The sequence below is a fragment of the Fervidobacterium pennivorans genome (assembly GCF_001644665.1).
GTDB classification, from domain to species: Bacteria; Thermotogota; Thermotogae; order Thermotogales; family Fervidobacteriaceae; genus Fervidobacterium; species Fervidobacterium ngatamarikiense.
In genome coordinates this window covers 1,498,592-1,518,541 of record NZ_CP011393.1, presented here as the reverse complement: position 1 = coordinate 1,518,541, position 19,950 = coordinate 1,498,592, and the positions used below count along the sequence as shown (strand labels likewise).

Sequence of the window (19,950 nt, the reverse complement as noted above, 5' to 3'; positions counted from 1 at the left end):
GATTGGTAGAACATATTTTCAATATCACGGTCGCATTGTTACTCTATATTCATTATCTGCTCTTTGAATTGGGAAACTAAATATTTTCCTTCAAGTGCGAAGTTGGTAATATCGGTGAATCTGCTCTTTGATAGTATCGTATTGAACTCCCTTAAAATTTCTTGTGATATGAAATTCAGCATGTCACCTACAGGTTCGTCCTTTGAAAGCAACTCGCGCGTTCTTTTGAGATGGCTATCCAACCTGACAAGCTCTTCGCGTATGTCTGCCCTGTCGGCAATGAGTGCAACAGCACTTTCAAAAAGTTCTCTATTAAGTTCAATATCATCAGGTAGCAGTTCGCGTGTGTTTGTTTTAATCCTTTGCGCAACTACTTTTGGAATCTCCGCCGCCCTCTCGTTTATTCTGTCTACAATTGATTGCATCTTTTCTACCATCTCTACCAAATCTTTTGTTAACTTTTCACCTTCGATTTTTCTCTCCTTGACTACCTCAATCAATGATTCCTCCAAAACGGCTTTCGCATGTTGCCAAGCATTTTCAATCTCTTCGTTACTTATCTCAAATTGAAATGCATCTCTGAAAGTAAGTAAATGCTCTAAGCTAACAGGCATTGGGATGTTCAGATTCTCTCTGATGTCAGAAAGTGCATCGTAATACGTTTTGAGCAAAGAATAGTCAACAGAAACTTGGATTGGCTTGATGAATCTAACCCAAATTCTTGCAGTTACCTTTCCTCTGGAAATGTATTCTTTTATCTTTGTTATAGCATCAAGCTCTTTCGAATTAAGAAAGTAATTCATGGAGACGTCGATTGTAAGTCCCTTTGAGTTTAACGTTTTTACTTCGCACGTAATTTTGTAATCCTCGAATATCTTTTGAACCTTTGCATATCCTGTCATGCTTCTGGGCATTTAGACCACTCCTACGGTTTGCTGATACTATTATACATTAAATTCCCAAAAATTCCAAGTATTTCACTAAAAATTAAAAATAAATGCGGGAGTATCCCTCCCGCATTTTCTTTTACCATCTTACAACATAGCTCATTCAAGTTTTGAAAGAATGGTTTCGGCAATTCTTTCCCTGCTCAGTCCGTAGATTTCAAAAAGTAGTTTTGCGTCACCGGAAACAGGGAAATCATTTAACCCAAGCTTGATGAACCGACCTGGTAGTATGCGCATTTCAAAAAGTTTTTGGGCTATGAGACTACCTAACCCATTTAGCACGTTGTGGTCCTCAACGGTGACTACGAAATTCGAGTATTTTCTGAGCACTTCTTCATCCAAGTCATACGGACAACTCACGTTGATAACTGCAAAATTGACCCCTTTGCTTTTCAAAATTTCATAGGCTTTAAGTGCATGTGGGACAGCAGAACCTATCACGTATATCACACCATCTGTTCCGTCCCTCAGGATATCCATTTTTCCGTATTTGAACTCGTAATTTTCATCGAAGAATAAACTCCCGTCTTCTTTCCTTATTGGCTCGACCTTACTTCTTCCAACCGCGACAACAAAGTTTCCGTATTCTTCGGCTATGTATCTAACTACCCTATCTGTCTGATTCGGGTCTGCTGGAACTATGACCTTAAAGCCATACCAGGCGAGTGGCGCACCGATGTAATTTAGTGCATGGTGTGTTTTACCATCTTCACCTACATCAATACCACAATGTGTGACAACAACCTTGAGGTTCGTGTTGTTGATAGCGTTCAATCTGTGTTGATTAAATGTTTCATCGATACCGAAAACCCCAAAATCGGCAAAGAATGTAACAATACCATCTACAGACATCGCGCCAGCCAAAGCGGCTGCGTTATGTTCTTGTACTCCTATTTCGACAACTCTATCAGGTCTTTCTTTATCTAAAAAGTCCAGCTTCACAGAACCTTTGAGGTCACAATCAACGGTAACGACGTTATCGTTTATCACAGCAAGGTCTGCAATTGCTCTACCAAGTGCACTTCTGTTGTCCGTTGCTTTATCGTATACCCTGGCTTTGCCCGTGTCCAAACGCACATCGTAGTAAAGTTTTACCTTCTTGTGAGCTTCAATAGGTAATTTTTTGCGCATCTCTAAATATTTCTCAACGTCGTTCTCAACACCAAGTTGAGCTAACGCTTTTTCCAACTCTTCTTTATTTAAAGGCTTCCCATGGTAATCAGGTTTATCCTCCATGAAATCTACACCTTTACCGATAACGGTATGAGCAATTATTGCTGTTGGATAACCATCATCTCTTGCAATTTTCAAAGCTGCAAGTATTTGTTCAAAATCATGACCGTCTATCTCTATCGTTTTCCAGCCTGCCGCTTCAAACTCTGCCTTTATATCAACATACATAATCTCGTGTGCATGCCCACTGATTTGAATATCGTTGTAATCAACCAACACAGTTAAATTATCGAGTTTATACTTCCTTGCGGTTCTTCTTGCCTCTTGAACTTGCCCTTTAGCACTTTCCCCATCGCTCATAACTACGTAAACATGGTAATCCTTATTTTTATACTTCGCTGCAAGGGCAAAACCAACACCAGCCGACAAACCTTGTCCAAGATTTCCTGTGGTCCACTCCACACCAGGAATCCCACGAGTAATGTGTCCTTCAAATATAGATGCTGGATGTCTGAAGCCAGCTATCACTTCATCTCTATCCACAAAACCATAGGCAGCTAAGGTAGAGTAAACAGCTGGCGAAATGTGACCATGACTTATGACTATTCTATCCCTATCTTCATTCCAAGGGTCTTGGGGATAGACATTGGCAAATGAATAAAGAGCTAATAGCATATCGATAGAAGACATTGACCCACCGGGATGGCCTGAGTTCGCTACGTAAGTCATCTTCAGGATATCACCACGGCACTGAATGCTCAGCCTTTTTAGTTCATCAAGTGTCTTTCGCACTCTTAATACCTCCCATCTTTGGATTTTTTAGTTCGTCTTTTATTATTCGTAGGCTATTTCGTATATCTTTCTGATATCTTCTGCCTTTAGTTCCTTTACTGTTCCAAATGGTGCATGTTTGTTGGCAATTTCAGTGAGCTTTTCGATATCTTCCTTGCTAATACCAACCTCTTTCAATGTTACGGGAGCACCAACTTTCCTGTACCAACTCTTAAGTTGATTGATAACATCATCTGGTGAGAATTCGCCACTCATACCAAATACATTCTTACCAAACTTGATAAGTTTTTCAGATATCTGTTCTTTAACGTAACTCATCCAAGCAGGAAATACAATTGCAAGACCTGCGCCATGGGCGATATCAGGATTGAACGCACTTATAGCATGCTCAAGCTCGTGAGAAGACCAATCTCCACCTGTTGTGCCCAAACCTGTCAAACCATTGAGTGCTAACGTTGTAGCTAAGCAGAAGTTTGCCCTAGCTTCGTAGTTTTCAGGTTCTTTGAGTATTACCTCTGTGGTTTCCATCAGTGTTTTAATTATACCTTCATCTATTCTATCAATTAAATCACTACCAGCAACATCAAAGTAATACTCCATAACATGACTTATCGCATCTATCGCACCATACACAACTTGATTCGCTGGCAAGCTGTATTGTGTAGTCGGATCAACAATCGAAAGGACCGGATAGACGTGTTTTGAGCTAAAGTAAAACTTCTCTTGAGTTTTTTCGTTTGTCACAACCGCATTTCCGTTCATTTCAGTACCTGTAGCTGACATCGTAAGGATAACATACAAAGGAAGTGCCTTCTTTACATTGTACTTACCTATAAACGCGTCCCAAATATCGCCATCGTAATAGAAACCAGCTGCTATTGCTTTTGCACTGTCGACAACGCTTCCTCCACCTACTGCAAGAATTGCCTCAACGTTATTCTCACGCGCAACTTCTATAGCTTCGTGAACCTTTGAAAGAACAGGATTAGGTCTAACACCAGAAACCTCTACTTTCTCTATACCATTATCATGGAGCGACCTAACAACCTTTTCGTATACACCATTTTTCTTAATCGAACCTCCACCGTAAAGCATCAAAACTTTTCTTATCCCATCTTTTTTCAGATATTCACCTATCTTTTCAACAGTTCCTTTTCCAAAGACCAATTTCGTTGGGTTGTGAAAAACAAAGTTTTCCATATTTGTCCACCTCCTAATCACAAATTTGTTAACAAACAGTTTGATTACTTTGTTTTCTTTTAATATTATATCACATGGTATATAATATTGGTAGAGATAGTCAAACCCTACGGAAAAGTTGCAAAAACTAAAAATGCATGGAGGCGATAGATTGTTAAAGATTTTAAAATCTAAAAGAACAGATCTAATAATAGCTATTGTGATTTCAAGTATTCTTTCCTTGGGAATTGTAATACTTATAGCTCATCTGCTAGCTAATTCTGTGGCAATCCATCTGATATCTCGAATCCAAACGACTGTTGTCGAAAAAATAACATCAGATATTGAGAAATATTTAGAACAAATAGTGAGACCCCTCGTAAAATACACTGCAGATAATGACCTTTCGATTTACATCAAGGGCGCTATGGATGAATTATCAATTCGGCTGCTGCAATGGGAAGTTGCAAACGCTAACAACGCTTTGCGTTTGGAAGGTTATCTGGAAATATTTATTATGTTGAAAGATAATCGTGTCGTCTCCGAAGACGGATTAGTGAAGATGTCTATACCAACTAAGATAACTGAAATGATTTTTTCAGGTGAAAAGGAACATGATATATACATGCTATACGAATACAAAGGAAAGAAAAGCATCGCCGTTCTGGTAGGAATCAAAGGTCCAGATGGAGAAACGAAAGCGATTTTGATAGGACTTTATCCTGCAGACGATCTCCAAAAATTGATAGTGCAGACAAAATTTGGAAAATCCGGTTACGTTGGGTTACTCTACGGCACATTAACGGTAGCACATCCTATGGAAGAATATGTTGGGAACTTCGATTTAGCGAATAATCGCTGGACAAAATCTTTTGCTGAAATGATAATGAAATATGAAAAAGGAGAAGGAATTTATACTTTTCAAGTTAAAAAATTCGCAACATTTCGCAAAGTTGCGAAATATAATCTTACGGTAGTTGCAGTCATTCCATATTCCGAGATAGTTGAAGAAGCTAACAATGTCGTCAGGTTGAGAGGTTTTTCCCACGCGATAATAACGCTCAGTACATTTTTGGCAATCTTGTTTTCAGTCGTGATCATTCTTTTTGCCATAAACGTTGAAAAAAATGAAAGATTGAAGAAAATGGTAGACGAACTCAATGAAATGAACAACGAACTTGAAGCCGCTTTTAACGAATTGAAGGAAGCACAAAGTAAAATAATAAACTCAGAAAAGATGGCGGCATTGGGTAAGATGATGGTAAATATAGCACACGATGTTAACACACCAGCCGGGGTGATTTACTCGTCACTAACAGAAGTTGAACACACATTAAATGATATGAAGAATAAATTCTTCTCAGAGGAACTAACCGAAAGTGAATTCTTAGACAAGGTTGATGTCTTATACCAGTTAACGGAAATAATGACCAGAAATATCAGAAGAATAATCGACCTCGTCCAGAGTCTCAAACGCGTTGCTATAAGCGAGATGGTCGAAAACTATTCTTCTGTGAATCTGAAAGTGTTAGTAGAAGATGTCCTAAGGGCTATGTATCCGAAACTTAGAAAGTCAAATGTAAAAATATATACGGAAATACCAAACGACTTGGTCGTCTACAGCATTCCGGGTGCACTTGCACAGATTTTGATTAATCTCATAGACAACGCATTGGTGCATGCATTCGATGAAAATGAAGAAGGTACGATGCTTATAAAAGCAGAAAAAATAGTCACTGACGAGGGGAAAGAAGTGATAAAGATAACATTTACAGACAATGGAAAAGGTATGGACGAAAAAACAAAAAAGCATGCATTCGAACCTTTCTTTACAACGAAACCAGGTGTTGGCTCAGGACTTGGGTTGAGCATAGTTTACACATTGGTTGTTGAAAAGCTTGGAGGTGAAATAGATTTAGAGAGCTCGCCGGCAACAGGCACCAAGATAATCATCACGATACCTGAAAAGAAGGGGGATGAACACGATGAGCAAAGTGACAAAAACTCAGGAAAATAAAAGTCCAGCAAATAGGCTCATGATACTAGTTATTCTCACTTTTCTCTTCTTGCTTTCTCCCAATGATTCTTTTGCCGTTTCTCTGGAAAAGTATCTGGAAAGTTCAGATACATCTGCTTATACTCTAATTTCTTCCTCAACTTCACTTCTCAGAGGGAAGCTCTATGTTTTGAACGTGAAGAGTCAAACCTGGAGAGGCATCGAATGGAACCACAAAGTGGGTATATACATCCCACGAAATTTAGCTTACAAAAACCATGGAATCCTTATGGTATCTGGTTCGGCACCAAAAGATCCCATGGCAAGCCTCAGCCAATACGCTCTCGTTATTGAAAGTATCGGCGCTCCGTTTGTGATACTATGGGATGTACCAAACCAACCATTATTTGGTCTCAAAGAAGATGCCCTGATTGCTTACACTTTAGCAAAATACCTCGAAACAGGCGAGGAAGATTGGCCCTTGCTCTTTCCCATGGTAAAGGCTGTCGTTGCAACGATGAACTGCGTTCAGGACTTTCTCAAAAAAGAATTACAAATCGAACTTCAAAAGTTTTTAGTAACTGGCGCATCCAAAAGAGGTTGGACAACATATTTGACAGGTGCTATCGAAAAAAGAGTTCTTGCGATAGTTCCAATCGTATACGATAATCTAAACATGCCCGCACAAATGCGAAAACAGCTCGAACATTATGGAACATTCAGTGAACAGATAAAAGACTACACAAGGTATGGCCTCACAAAAATGATAGCTGAATCTTCCCCAACCGAAGTTCCAGAAATTGTTAGGGCAATTGACCCCTTCTATTACAAAGATAAACTCACCATACCAAAACTTGTCGTTATAGGCACGAACGACCCGTATTGGGTTGTTGATTCTTCTCAGCTATATTTCTATGACGTACCTATCCCAAGGTATGCATACGTTATGCCAAACGAGGCACACAATGTAAGTAATCAGGCTGAATTTTTCAACACTCTCAGAGCATTTTTTGCACTGTCCATATTAAACAAACTTCCAGATATATCGTGGAAAGAGACCGAAAACGGCATAATCCTTAGAACATCTGAGGAGTTAGAATACGCAAAGGGATGGGTTGCTCTTTCAGATACGCTGGATTTCAGAAAAGCACGATGGGAAAGTATAGATTTGCAAATACAATTTAGTGAAAACGGGGACAAAATGGTTGAATTCATACCTAAAGAAAGCAACTTAAAAAAGAACGTAGCAATTTTTATTGAGGTCAGGATTGTAAAAGAGGGCTATTCTTTCAGTTTGACAACGATTCCAAAGGTTTTCAAGAAAAACACTAACTAGAAAATCTAAAAAGCCCGCCGATGGCGGGCTTTGCTTACTTACAAAATCAATCTTGATTTGATTTAATTTCCAACCATAGGTCATCCATTATTAGTGGATCCGTTGGATTCCCTCCACCCATGATGTAGGCTTTTGGTTCTTGCTGGAGTGGTCTGAATTTGTTTTCAATACCATCGTAGTCCCAACTGGTCACATATATTGTCCATCCTTCGAAAGATGAAGGGTTGCCAAGCCAGTCACCTTTTATGATTATCTTTACCCAACCATCTTCAACAAAAACTTCGGGAGAACCTATCTGCGTCCCAAATCTATCTTTTGATGCTCCTTGTGAAGTGTAAATCGCACTCGACCAACCAGTTGCAAAAACTTCCCAATCCCAGTCCCAATTATCGAACTCATAGTTCTGTAAAGGCAAAACTCCCGTGCCTTTCTTTGTTGGGTCATCGATGAATATTTGGTATGTAACGTGGTCAAAGCCGTTTGGTGGTCCCCAGGTTTTTGTTAAGTCTCTTGGTTTGATAGAAATTACCAACGTATTACCGATGCTTTCAACTTTCTCTTCAACAATATCCATCTGCCGCTTAAATGTTGCATCGGTTGGGTAAACGTAAGTTCCTGTAAAACCAATGTCATCATCGAGAGGATCTTTCGTTTCAGCTAACAACTTCTTTTCTAGTTCAACTATGAATCTTATTTCATCAGTGTAAACTGTATCTTTAACGTTTTTTCCAACTGCCCTGACAAGTAGTACATGCTCACCTGGGTCGAGTTTGAATGGATCTATTGTAAATGCGAATTTCCCATCTGTTGGTTCTATCTTAATTTCGTTCTCAACTTTTCTGTCTATGTAAACATAAACCGCTTTTGCATTCGTCGTCCCGGTTATTTCTTTCAGTGCGGTTATCTTTTCACCGTCTGAAAGGTTCAAACTGATAGTTGTGTTAGTTTTGTAGAGTTCCGATTTCTCGGTTAATATACCGAAAACTGTCAGTGTTCGTGCTGGAATTCGCAAAGACACGTAGCCTCCATCTTTTACAACAAGAGGAGTACCTACGCCTCCGCTGAAATTGTAAATAGGTTCCAAGGTTGTTCCAGGCTCATAATTTGTTTTAAAATTCGCGATCCTTGGATCGTTTGCTGTATTTAAAACAATGAACAGCTCCTCTTCTTCACATTTCAGCGTATAAACTAACAAACCTGCACCTCGTTTTTCCGATAATAAAACATTAACTTCTCCGTATCTTGTTGCCGGGTGTGATTTTCTGAATTCGATACCGTTCTTGATAAACTTGTACATATCACTCTCGGTGTTGAAGTGATCTTGACCGAACGACCCCCATCCACCTTTGAACATACTCGCACGCGTTTCTTCAAAGTACTGCTCTGTACCATAATATATAACTGGCATTCCAGGTAGTGTCAACAACAATCCAAGAGCTTGCATGGTGATATTCGGTGTTGCACCTTTTCCAAACCTTTCCATATCGTGGTTATCAATAAATGTCACAAGTAGACCTTTTTTTAGTGTCTCGTTTCGCACCTTGAGTCTGTAAGCAAGAAAATCGGTTGGTTGACCACCTTTTATTACGCGTCTAATTTCTTCCATCAAGGTGAAATCAAGCATAGAATTAAAACCGTGGTCAAAGTAGGAAGCTATCTCAAAGTCAGATACATTCTCGTATGGTTTTGAAGAAAGCCATGTTTCCCCAAAGGCTATAAAGTCTTCTTTCAAGGAGAACATCCCTCCGTTGCCTTTGAAAAACTCGTCGAAAAAGGATTTGGGAACGTACATTGCTGTATCCACACGAAAGCCATCAACCCCAACTTCTTTTATCCAGTATGCATAAGAATCCTTTAATGCTTCAACAACTTCTGGGTTTTCAGTGTTAAGGTCATCTAAACCACTCATTTGGTAGTTGAGTTTTTGCTCAGGGTCTGAGTAGTTGTTGATATCAGGTGTCCAGTGGTATATAGCTCTCTGCCTCTGTTCAGGGTCGTTGTAATTGTTCAAACTGAACGGGTATTGAGTTGGTGCTGACGTTGGTATACTTCCAGTGTTCAGTTCGAATTTCCCGTTTCTGAATCTAAAGTAGTTTCCAACATGGTTAACAACAATGTCCTGGATTAACTTCATTCCATTCTTGTGTAGTGCATCTGCAAGCGCTTTGTAATCTTCAAGTGTTCCAAAGTGCTCGTCAACCTTTTTAAAATCTCTTGCCCAGTAGCCATGGTATCCACCGTAATTTACCCATGGATCCCACCACTGATTAGCCACAGGTGGTGTTATCCAAATTCCATCGACACCAAGACCTTTTATATAGTCGATTTTATCGATGATACCCTTCAAATCTCCTCCGCTGTATTTCGCTCCGTCACGAGGGTTGTATTCACCTTTTCCCTGGTTATTGTTGGAAGGTTCTCCATCGTTAAAACGGTCAATCATTATCATGTACAAAACCTTATCAGCCCATCCACCCTTGTACTGAGTTAACACATCAGAGAAGCCTACAGCATCTAAAACGTAACTGAACATAAATCCAAAAAGTAGCAAACCTACTACAGATTTCAAGAAATTTGCAAAAGCTTTCCCTTTCATACCTTCCACCTCCAATGAATTGCTATCCCAAAGCTTTCCTTATTCTACCACGGGGAGTGCATAAAAAACGAAGGTGTGGTACAATTTCCAAAGAAGTGGTATAATTTCCAAAGAAGGGGGCGAGTAAGATGATAGATGTCCTGGTAGTTGATGATGAAAAGCACGTTAGGAACTTGTTGGTTCGAATGATTTCCACTGCCTACGAGTGCAATCCAGTCGAAGCAGAAAACGTTGAAACCGCTCTGAAACTTTGTGATAGATACAAGTTCGATCTGATTACAACCGACATCAAGTTTGAGAATGACGAGAACCTTGATGGGATTGAATTCATAAAAAGATTAAGATTAAGAGGAATATTTACACCTGTTTTGATTATTTCGGCTTTTGCAACACCCGAAAACATTGCAGAAGTTTGCAAATATGCGCCTGTAGATTATTTAGCTAAGCCTTTCACTCAGGATGAATTGCGGAGAAAAATCAAAGATTTGCTTGACTACAAGAAAGAGTCATTTGAAAGATACTTAAGAGAAGCTGAAGGATTAATACATTCTAATTTTCCAGGTGATTTGGACAAAGCAGAACAAATTGTCAGAACAATGTTTTCTCTCATGCCATCTTCACCGATACCACACTATCTAATGGCAGAAATTCTCGAAAAGCGTGGAAATTCTGAACTGGCTGAGCGTCATAGGAACGCAGCAAAAGCATTAGATATAAACATGAAGGGATACCGAAAGGGTGATGAACTTGAGTCCGATTAACATAAATATACCTGTTGGGCTTAGGTTTTATGTTGTCGTAGTCGGTTGTGGCAAAGTCGGTCTTGAAGTTGCAACCAGGCTCTCAAGAATAGGGTTTAACGTCACTGTGGTCGATAAAAATCCCAACACGTTAGACCTACTGCCCGAAGATTACGGTGGTTTTATAGTTATAGGTGATGCTACCGAACGTGAAACAATGGAAAGGGCAAAAGCTATAAAGGCGGACTTACTAGTGACAACAACAGAGGACGATTCAACTAATTACTTTGTATCGTTGGTTGGAGCAAAGATATTTGGAATTCCAAGGGTTATCTCCCTTGTAAATGACAGAGAAAATGTGCCACTTTTCATAAAGAGTGGTATTGATGTAATCTCACCAATCGATTTAACGGTAGATACCTTTGAACACAATATCCTTGAACACGTTGAACCAAAGGTTGGTGAAAAACAGTGAAGATAATAATTATTGGTGGTGAACGAGTCCCTTACTTTCTTGCTAAAAGATTAATAGCACAAGGTTACGACGTTTATTTTGTTAACAAAGACCAAGATTTATGTGAAGAATACTCAAAGACACTTAATGCTACAATTGTCAACGGGGACGGCACATCAAAAAAAGTCCTCGACCAGCTTGGGATTGAGCCAAACGATATTGTTGTCCTACTTATGGAAAGAGACAGAAAAAATTTCTTTATCGCTCGTTTGGTTCAAGAATATTACGGAGTAAAGAACGTAGTTACTTTATTAAACAACTCTGAAAATCTCGACTTATTTGAACGCTTTGGTATCAGAACGCTTGGTGTAACAGATTTGATTATGAGAAATTTGGAACCATTGCTTTTCGGAAGCCAGATAACACGTGACCTTGAAGAGAAAACATTTTCTAAAGGTGTAGCTATATTGGAAATCACTCTAACATGGGATTCAAATATCGTCCATAAAAAGATTAAGGAACTTAGCGTGCCAGAAGATGTGGTCATAGTAGGGATAAAAAGAGGCGATAATTTCTTGATACCTCGTGGTGAAACTACACTCGAACCTGGTGACGAGATTGTCCTTGTGTGCCGAGAAGAAAAGCGTATGGAGGTTCTATCATTTTTTAGCTCGTAAACAGCTTGTTTCGCTCTTCAATTTTGCAGTAATCGGTAATAGAATACATATGTAGAAGCGACCGAATTTTCTGGAGGTTGTTATAAATGCTGAAAAGCTATCTAAGAATATATAAAGCGTTTACACTTGTTATGCTTCAATACGCGTTCATTGTTTTAGTTCCTACGGTATTTTGCATCTTCTATCCGGAAGAAATCAAAAACGCTTATCCATTTTTAATTACTGCTGTGCTTTCTTTTGCCATATACTTCTCTGGTTTCGCAGTAAAAGTTGAAGACATAGAAACCATAGGGTATAGAGAAGGAGCCGTACTTACCGTCTTCACGTGGGTTATAATATCGTTGCTTTCCGCCATTCCGCATATTTTGTTAGGAAACCTTTCATTTTCTCAAGCTGTCTTTGAATCAGCGAGTGGACTAAGTGGCACAGGATTAACGATGTTCACAGACGTGACCAAATTGTCTAAACTTCTTTTATTTTGGAGGTCATTTACACAATACGTAGGTGGTGCAGGTTTCGCGGTCTTGATGCTGGGCATGGTCTTGGGTCCAAGAGCTCTGGGATTTTATAAATCAGAAGGTAGGTCCGACAACCTTGTGCCAAATATAAGAAGGTCCGCTCAGTTAATATTGGAGATTTACCTTGCTTACACAGTTGCTGGAACAATCGCTTTGAGATTATCCGGGATGAATTGGTTTGAGGCACTTAATCATACGATGACCGCATTAGGAACTGGCGGATTTTCAACTCGCAACGGTAGTATAGGAGAGTTCAATAACCTGGCGATAGAAATTGTCACAATAGTTCTCATGATTATCGGGGCAACGGGGTTTGGAATACACTACGCTCTCTGGAAAGGAAATATTAAGGCGGTTTTGAAGAATGGCGAGCCTTGGTTATTGATAGGTTCTTCATTTGGTTCAGCAATTGTTTTATCTGTTTACGCTACAGGAAAGTACTACAAAAACTTTGGAGAAGCTTTAAGGTATATACTTTTCCAAACGGTCTCGGCTATAAGTGGAACAGGTTTCCAAACGTTGCCGTTAAATGAAGAGAAATGGATATCTTTTTCGCCATTTATGTTTATTCTAATAGTACTTATGCTATCTGGTGGTATGATGGACTCAACATCGAGTGGTATCAAACAGTTCCGTATTTGGGTCATACTGAACACTCTGCACGATAGCGTAAAAGGGTTCCTTATGCCAAGAGGCACGGTGAGGAAGAAAGTAATATTTAAAGGTGAACAACAAATTATCTTTGGTGATGACAACATTCGTGAAGCTTTGCTTGTCGTATCACTTTATCTGATAACATTTGTCATTGGTTCATTTATACTCATGCTACACGGATACGGCGCTTTGAATTCGATGTTTGAATTCGCCTCGGCAATGGATGGTGTTGGGCTTAGCTGTGGTGTTACATCTCCAAATATGCCATTAACAGCAATGTGGACGTTGATAATAGGAATGTTCACAGGAAGGTTCGAATTTTTGATAGTGATATATGCTATAACGAAAGTGATAAACGATTTAAACAAAAAAATTGATGAAACACGTCTATCAAAAAGGATAAACTCAGGTGTTTCGATTAAATGAAACGATTGGTGAAAGGATGTGTGACATGGGAAATAAAACAATGATTTATTTACTTGTGTTCATAGTTCTTTTCTTCCTTATTACCGATGTTATAACTCTGATGTTCAGAGGTTCTAACTTCACCGTTGAATACTACAACTCTGATGTTTTGGTTGGCTACACTGATGTTGCTACGATAACAACCGTAAGTGGTTTAAAGTTCAAGAGTGAGAAAAAGAAAGAAGAGTATCTAACAACATATGAACAAACATCTCTTGAAACGTTCAAAAAATACTTCAGCGAAATCTCAAAAGACATAGGTAAGAAAATCGAAGTACTGGATTTTAAGTCAAACATAAAGAACAATGCGAGTATCTTAGAGATTACCGAAACAGTCGTTCTAAAAGGCATTGTGCAACCAAAAAACGATACCTACATCTTTGACATGGGACAGATTCGCATGAACTCTGTTGCAAACTCCACGTTTAAAGTGCATTTGCCGGAAGATGTTCGAATTGAAAGTGTGGAACCCACGCCAACAAAAAATCTTAGGACCCTAATTCTTTGGAGTGGAGAAGACATTAAGACCTTCCCGAGAATCGTATATAAAAGATTATCCCTCCAGGACCACCAAAAGGAGGGTGAATAAAAATGTCAGCCTTCCACTGGTTTGTAGTTTTAGCATCGATAAGTTCCCTAGTGTTTGCATGGGCTACCTATATATTGGAAAGCTTCAAGAAAAGAACAGAAAAAACTGCAATAGACGAGGAAGAAGAAAAACTTGTAGAACTTATCGGAAAGGTGAGAATCTTCGTTGACTCAAAACTTGAACAACTTGATAGGAAAATGGAAGAAGCTAAAGCTTTGATTAAAGACTTAAACGAGCAGTATGTGTCATTGGCTGCCTTAGCAGTCCAATTGCAAAACCAATTGCAAAAAACAGGAAGTCCAAGTGAAATGGAAGCTAACCAAAAACTCAAAAACGAAAGCTTTAAAGAAAATGGTAAAACGGAGACCATAGGAAAATTCTCCAACATTGATACAGAGCTCTCCGCTGACGAAAAGGCATTAATCCAAGGATATGTTCTCAAAAACAAACCAACCTACTCAACGCGCGTGCCTGAAAAAAGAGAAGAAATAGTCGATGAATATGAGAAGTATGAAAAAAACGAGTATACCGATGATGCAAAGAACAAGAAAGAAGAATTAATATTCGACATGTATCTCAGCGGTTTCGAACCAGTTGAAATCGCCAAGAAAATGAAGATGGGTGTTGGAGAGGTTCAGTTGATAATCGACCTTATGAAAAGACAGAAGCCCTGATTATCATCAAATGAGAGATTAGTGTGGTGAGGGGGGATTAATATGGTGGGTGAGCACCCTTATGTAAAATGGGCTATAGAAGTGATAGAAAATTACGTCAAGTACAGAAGGATTATAGAACCATACGAAGGTTTACCCAAAGAGCTTTTCGAAAGAAAGGCTGGATGTTTTGTAACTTTGCACAACTTGGATGGCTCATTAAGAGGATGTATTGGAACATTTATGCCTGTTCATGAAAACCTCGCGTATGAGATTCGTGATAACGCGATAGCAGCTGCAACTCGTGACCCAAGGTTTCCTCCTGTCGAGCCTTACGAGCTTGATAACATCATCGTTAATGTTGACGTTCTTAGCCCATATGAACCGGTGAGAAGCATCGCTGAACTTGACCCGAAAAAGTATGGAATAATCGTCCAAAAAGGATGGAGAAGAGGATTACTATTGCCAGATATAGAGGGTGTGGATACGATTGAAGAACAAATGCGTATAGCTAAACTCAAAGCAGGAATATTTGACGATGATTTTGAGATATACAAATTCACGGTTGAAAGATACAAATGAAACTTCGAAAAGAATAAAGACAGCTGTGCCGTGAGTTTAACGGCACGGAGGTGAGTGGTTGATGACAACAAAAGATAGTGAAAGGTATAACCTAAGGAAACTGAGGTCCGAAGATGTTAAGGACACTGTTGTACTGTCATTTGGCTTTTTTGGGCTTGGTTTTTTCATACCTACCTACATTTACATAATGCTCAGCTTCTTGTTGAAATCTTCTATTCCCAAATGGATTTTGCTTGGAAGCTTTTATTCGGAACTTATAATAATTGCTTTCCTAAAAGACAAAATACTGTTTCTTTTTGAAATGACAAGAACAGCTATAGGTCGGAGAACACCATATATACTTGTGTTTGGAACAATCTCCTCCTTTTTGCTTTCAACAATCTCAAACTTGTTAACAGTTGACAAGAATTTATTTAGTCTCGTTTTTCTTGTAATAACCTTCAACTTTTCGTTGTTTATCTACGCACTATCCTTACTTGGAATGCTGGAGGATAGGAAAAACTATTTTAACCAAAGGTTACTAAGCATTCAACCCATGCTCTGGAGTGTTCTAGGTGCTCTTTGGTCATACGGTTACTCCGTCAGACTTTTGACAACAGATTCAAATAGCAAAATAGTCTCACACGTCAGTCTTTTGTTCTTCTTTTCCGTCTTTGCTGTAGCATTTTTAATAGTTGAGGATAAGAAATACAAAGTAAAGCTAAGCATTAGTGAAAAAACGGAAATATACGATAAACTCCAGGCAAAGAAGACTCCTTGGAAGGTGCTAAACAAAAGTCCGCAACAAATCTTATCAGACGAACTTGCGAAGGTGCTCCTCTACCAAATAGAATTCCTATTACCTTTCCATGCATGGTATTTGCTAAACATCCGCAAAGGTATATCTGCCGAATTTGAAGCTGCCAAAACTTTATATTTCTTTGTTTTGGGCTACGTTTTAAATACAGTCTTAGTCTCTTTTTTCAAAAGTTATTCTAAAAAGCTTGAGCTATTTGGTCCTGTGAATATTGCGCTTGCGCTCTTAATTTATGCAACGACTTTCACATTTTCAAAAATAGGTTGGATATCTACGTCTGCTTTCTTGCTTGGTTTCCTCGTTTGTCACCAAATCCAAAAGCGCTTTGGTTATACAACGCCAGGAATAGTGAGATTTCTATCAGAATACAATTCGAATAATGAAATAAATAGACCTAAATTCCACCCAGTGAATCTTCTTGGAATATATGTAGCAGTCATCTTAACAGGAATTCTTATAGATGTCATAGGTGTACAATCATCAGGTTACATTCTTGGTCTATTAATCGCTGGACTAGTAGTTATTGAACTTTTGAACTCCCGTGCTAAAATTAAAAATAAACAACAGTGATTGAAAAAAGAAGGCAGGTGTGAATGAGTTGATAAAGGGTGGAGACAGAGTCTTGCTATATGGCGAAGATGGAACGAAGTTCCTTGTTAGAGTTGAAGCGGGAAAAAAGAAAGGAACCCACCTTGGTGTCGTCGAATTTGATAAAATAATTGGAAAAAACTACGGGGACGCAATTACTATAGGAAAAACAAACAAGTCCTACTACCTTTTACAACCCACTTACATTGATGACATATTCTCGATGAAAAGAAAAACACAAATTGTCTATCCAAAGGACTCGAGCTATATTGTAATGAAACTGGACATTAAACCAGGTAGTAGAGTTATCGATACCGGTGTTGGTAGTGGTGCCATGTGTGCAGCAATGGCAAGGCTTGTGGGAAACGAAGGAAAAGTCTATGCCTACGAAAGAAGGGAAGATTTCTACAAACTCGCAACCCAGAATCTCACAGAATGGGGACTTATAGATAGAGTTGAGTTAAAACTACGTGATATAGTTTTCGGATTTGACGAAACAAATGTAGATGCTTTGCTCTTGGACGTGCCTGACCCAGAGAATTACATACAAGTTTGTTGGGAAGCGTTAGCTGGAGGTGGACGGATAGGTGTAATCTGCCCAACAGTTAATCAAGTCTCTATGGTGCTTGAGAAAATGTACGAACTGCCATTCATAGATGTCGAGGTTTGGGAATCTTTAATGAGACAGTTTAAACCCTATCCCAACAGGCTGAGACCTGTTGACAGAATGGTAGCACACACAACTTATATGATTTTCGCAAGAAAGGTGAATGCTTTTGTCAAAATTAAAGAAGAGTCGAGCAAAGAGCAAATGAAAGAAACAGAGCCAATAATTCAAATTGAAAATACAAACGAAAACGCCGAGATTTAAAATTCTGAAATTCGAAAGGAAGGTGTGAGGTATGAGAAGCATTTTTAAGGGAATTCTTTCATACGTCTTTTTGGCTATCGTAGTTATTGCATCAAGTATGATTCTATCTAGTGCCTCTGACAAAGAGTTACTCAATTACATTTCGCCACTCTACGAAACGCTTTATAGAATTAATTACAACTACTACGACATCAAAAACGTTAATTTCAACAAACTCATAGATTCTGCCATAGATGGTATGATTAAAGGGCTTGGGGACGATTTCAGTTACTATTACCCACCGTCACAGATGACTGAACAACAGATAGAAATGGAAGGGCAATATGGTGGACTTGGTATCGAAGTAACCTACGACAGTGAAAATAAAGCTGTTAAAGTAGTAAGTCCAATGTACGGAACACCGGCATGGCGCGCTGGGTTGCAACCTGGAGACCTTATTATCGGTATCGATGACCAACCGGTAAGTGAAATGGAATACATGGAAGCGGTTAACAAGATGAGAGGAAAACCTGGAACTTCCGTAAAATTAACAATAAAGCGAGGAAATGAGATTATTGAGGTTACTATAGTTCGAGAAATTATCCAGATAATTCCTGTTAAGTCAGGGATAACGGAGTATAAAAACAAAAAGATAGGTTATGTTCTTTTGACTAAGTTCAACGAGCCTGTCCCAAATGAACTACAAAAAGCTCTCAGAAAACTGTATGACAACCAAATAGACGCTCTTATTCTTGATTTGCGCAATAACCCTGGTGGATTGCTTGACGTTGCTATTCATGTGGCGAATCAATTCTTAGACCCAGGTAATGTTATCGTCTCTGTGAAGGATAGAGATGGAAAAATTACTGAGCGCTATATTAGTCAGGGCAACAATTATCCAAAAGTTCCTATGGCAGTGCTCATAAACAATGGCTCTGCATCTGCTTCGGAAATCGTTGCTGCTGCGCTGAAAGAAAATAAAAGGGCGGTACTCATAGGTCAGAAGACTTTTGGAAAAGGTTCTGTTCAAAGAGGATTCCCACTTAGCAACGGCGGAACTGTCTTTTTGACAATCGCACATTACTTAACACCATCTGGAAAAGATATACACAAAGTAGGAATTGAGCCAAACATCAAAGTGGAGGAAACACAAGGCTCAACAAACACTTCTAGGAAGCTTGATGCCAAAACATACACGTTAACTGAGATAGAAGTTGACCAAAATGACCCGGTTGTAAAAGTTGCCCTCGACTACCTTGTAAATCAGGCAAAGTAATGAGCTTAATTACTTGTGAAAACATCGCATTACTAAGATGTGCCAAGGACTGTATTACAAAAAGAAAGCGAAGTTTGAGAGATGAGGTTAGAATTTTATGCATTTGTCTTTTTTCTCTTCTCGGTTGTCACCTTAAGTTTTTTGATATCAGAAAGAAAGCCTGTAACGATGGAGGAGGTTTTACCTTCTCCGTCTCTTTTTTTGAAAAATCCTTATAAGTACCTCATTTTAAGAAAAACAAACGAGATAAATCAGCAACTATTTTTCCTCGAATACAAAAGAAGAATAAAAGTATATGATGATTCAAAAACTCTTGAGCAAACGATATTTTCGGTTCAAGACAGACGCGCTGCTATGTTTATAACAAAAAAGGTCTGGCACTATTGGTGGGGATACGGAATAGAATGGATAAAATATAAAATCAAGCATATTGACCTTTTATGGTATCCAAGAATATATTCAAGTGAAGGTCCTTATTTTCCAGATAAAACCTTTGGTGACGCTTTGTGGAAAGCGCTCAACGGTATAAATACATCCTTTCGACTGGGCAAATCAGATAAAGAGATAGCAAGGTTAATCGCGGAAAAATACAATGTAGAGTTTGTGGATGCCACACAAATTCCAGTTCACTAAAACAAAATTTGCAGATGCTTGAAAAAGAAGGGGAGAACCTGTTAATGGCCAAGATAAAATCGAAAGCAACTACCGAAATGATAAAATCGCTTATAGCACTTTTATTATTAATCGTTCTTTACCCGTGGTCTGCTAAATACTTGCACCTGAGAGTATTCCTTTTAGACCCCGAGGTCTTTAATTTTTTCATACTTTATCTTCCAAGTCTTGTCTTTTTCTCTAGTTTGTTTTTAAACGTAGAGGAGGTCTTCCAAGAAGTTCAAAGACTCATTGTTTACTCATTGACTCCGATTTTTGCGTTTAGACTTGGATGGTATGGATTTTCTTTCCATTATGGTTATGTGGTATGTTATACGCTTGGTAACTTCATAAAACCGCATTTCCAAAAGCGCTTCCCTGTAATTATATTCAATGGATTAGCGTTGCTACTACTTTTAGTATGGAGGGCGAGCTGAG

18 protein-coding genes are annotated in these 19,950 nt (G+C 38.9%); 14 read left to right on the top strand and 4 right to left on the bottom strand.

The window, feature by feature from the left end:
- Nucleotides 1-38: 38 nt before the first annotated feature.
- From JM64_RS07035 to JM64_RS07025, 3 genes are all read right to left on the bottom strand, one after another.
- Nucleotides 39-914: a YicC family protein gene (locus JM64_RS07035; protein ID WP_064012036.1), complete on the bottom strand. Its 876-nt coding sequence runs from the start codon at nt 912-914 to the stop codon at nt 39-41.
- Between the two features lie 132 nt (nt 915-1,046).
- On the bottom strand, nt 1,047-2,912 hold the full coding sequence (locus JM64_RS07030) for a transketolase (protein WP_156487922.1): 1,866 nt from the start codon (nt 2,910-2,912) through the stop codon (nt 1,047-1,049).
- Nucleotides 2,913-2,954: 42 nt separating this feature from the next.
- Nucleotides 2,955-4,112, bottom strand: coding sequence for an iron-containing alcohol dehydrogenase (locus JM64_RS07025; protein ID WP_064012034.1), 1,158 nt, complete (start codon nt 4,110-4,112; stop codon nt 2,955-2,957).
- 151 nt (nt 4,113-4,263) lie between these two features.
- On the opposite strand from JM64_RS07025, the gene JM64_RS09795 reads away from it, so the two are divergent.
- Entirely contained in the window at nt 4,264-6,108 is a 1,845-nt protein-coding gene (locus tag JM64_RS09795; protein WP_197473436.1) for a sensor histidine kinase, read from the top strand.
- A complete protein-coding gene (locus tag JM64_RS07015; RefSeq protein WP_064012033.1) occupies nt 6,077-7,423 on the top strand; it encodes a PhoPQ-activated protein PqaA family protein in 1,347 nt (448 codons plus the stop codon). The genes JM64_RS09795 and JM64_RS07015 overlap by 32 nt, the downstream gene beginning before the upstream one ends.
- A 46-nt stretch (nt 7,424-7,469) precedes the next feature.
- Here the strand turns inward: JM64_RS07015 and JM64_RS07010 are convergent, their stop codons facing one another.
- Nucleotides 7,470-10,019 (bottom strand): alpha-amylase family glycosyl hydrolase, encoded by a 2,550-nt coding sequence (locus JM64_RS07010; protein WP_156487921.1) that lies wholly within the window; start codon nt 10,017-10,019, stop codon nt 7,470-7,472.
- Between the two features lie 128 nt (nt 10,020-10,147).
- Between JM64_RS07010 and JM64_RS07005 the strand changes: the two genes are divergently transcribed.
- The 12 genes from JM64_RS07005 to JM64_RS06950 all read left to right on the top strand — a co-directional run bounded on the left by JM64_RS07005 (nt 10,148) and on the right by JM64_RS06950 (nt 19,949).
- On the top strand, nt 10,148-10,780 hold the full coding sequence (locus JM64_RS07005) for a response regulator (protein ID WP_014452431.1): 633 nt from the start codon (nt 10,148-10,150) through the stop codon (nt 10,778-10,780).
- The gene (locus tag JM64_RS07000) at nt 10,761-11,234 is read left to right on the top strand and encodes a potassium channel family protein (protein WP_014452430.1); all 474 of its coding nucleotides are present in this window, start codon (nt 10,761-10,763) and stop codon (nt 11,232-11,234) included. The genes JM64_RS07005 and JM64_RS07000 overlap by 20 nt, the downstream gene beginning before the upstream one ends.
- Nucleotides 11,231-11,890 carry a potassium channel family protein gene (locus tag JM64_RS06995; protein ID WP_014452429.1) on the top strand — a complete coding sequence of 220 codons (660 nt, stop codon included), beginning with the start codon at nt 11,231-11,233 and terminating at the stop codon, nt 11,888-11,890. The genes JM64_RS07000 and JM64_RS06995 overlap by 4 nt, the downstream gene beginning before the upstream one ends.
- Nucleotides 11,891-11,976: 86 nt before the next feature.
- On the top strand, nt 11,977-13,488 hold the full coding sequence (locus JM64_RS06990; protein ID WP_064012032.1) for a TrkH family potassium uptake protein: 1,512 nt from the start codon (nt 11,977-11,979) through the stop codon (nt 13,486-13,488).
- Between the two features lie 25 nt (nt 13,489-13,513).
- Nucleotides 13,514-14,116: a DUF4897 domain-containing protein gene (locus JM64_RS06985; RefSeq protein ID WP_064012031.1), complete on the top strand. Its 603-nt coding sequence runs from the start codon at nt 13,514-13,516 to the stop codon at nt 14,114-14,116.
- 2 nt (nt 14,117-14,118) lie between these two features.
- On the top strand, nt 14,119-14,790 hold the full coding sequence (locus tag JM64_RS06980; protein WP_064012030.1) for a DUF6115 domain-containing protein: 672 nt from the start codon (nt 14,119-14,121) through the stop codon (nt 14,788-14,790).
- A gap of 42 nt (nt 14,791-14,832) precedes the next feature.
- Nucleotides 14,833-15,351 carry an AmmeMemoRadiSam system protein A gene (amrA, locus tag JM64_RS06975; protein ID WP_064012029.1) on the top strand — a complete coding sequence of 173 codons (519 nt, stop codon included), beginning with the start codon at nt 14,833-14,835 and terminating at the stop codon, nt 15,349-15,351.
- Nucleotides 15,352-15,412: 61 nt separating this feature from the next.
- Nucleotides 15,413-16,717, top strand: coding sequence for a hypothetical protein (locus tag JM64_RS06970; RefSeq protein WP_064012028.1), 1,305 nt, complete (start codon nt 15,413-15,415; stop codon nt 16,715-16,717).
- 28 nt (nt 16,718-16,745) lie between these two features.
- Nucleotides 16,746-17,606, top strand: coding sequence for a tRNA (adenine-N1)-methyltransferase (locus JM64_RS06965; protein WP_064012570.1), 861 nt, complete (start codon nt 16,746-16,748; stop codon nt 17,604-17,606).
- Nucleotides 17,607-17,637: 31 nt separating this feature from the next.
- Nucleotides 17,638-18,861, top strand: a complete 1,224-nt coding sequence (locus JM64_RS06960; RefSeq protein WP_064012027.1) for a S41 family peptidase — start codon at nt 17,638-17,640, stop codon at nt 18,859-18,861.
- 81 nt (nt 18,862-18,942) lie between these two features.
- Nucleotides 18,943-19,494, top strand: a complete 552-nt coding sequence (locus JM64_RS06955) for a hypothetical protein (RefSeq protein WP_064012026.1) — start codon at nt 18,943-18,945, stop codon at nt 19,492-19,494.
- Nucleotides 19,495-19,538: 44 nt separating this feature from the next.
- Nucleotides 19,539-19,949 carry a hypothetical protein gene (locus JM64_RS06950; RefSeq protein WP_064012025.1) on the top strand — a complete coding sequence of 137 codons (411 nt, stop codon included), beginning with the start codon at nt 19,539-19,541 and terminating at the stop codon, nt 19,947-19,949.
- Nucleotide 19,950 lies beyond the last annotated feature (1 nt).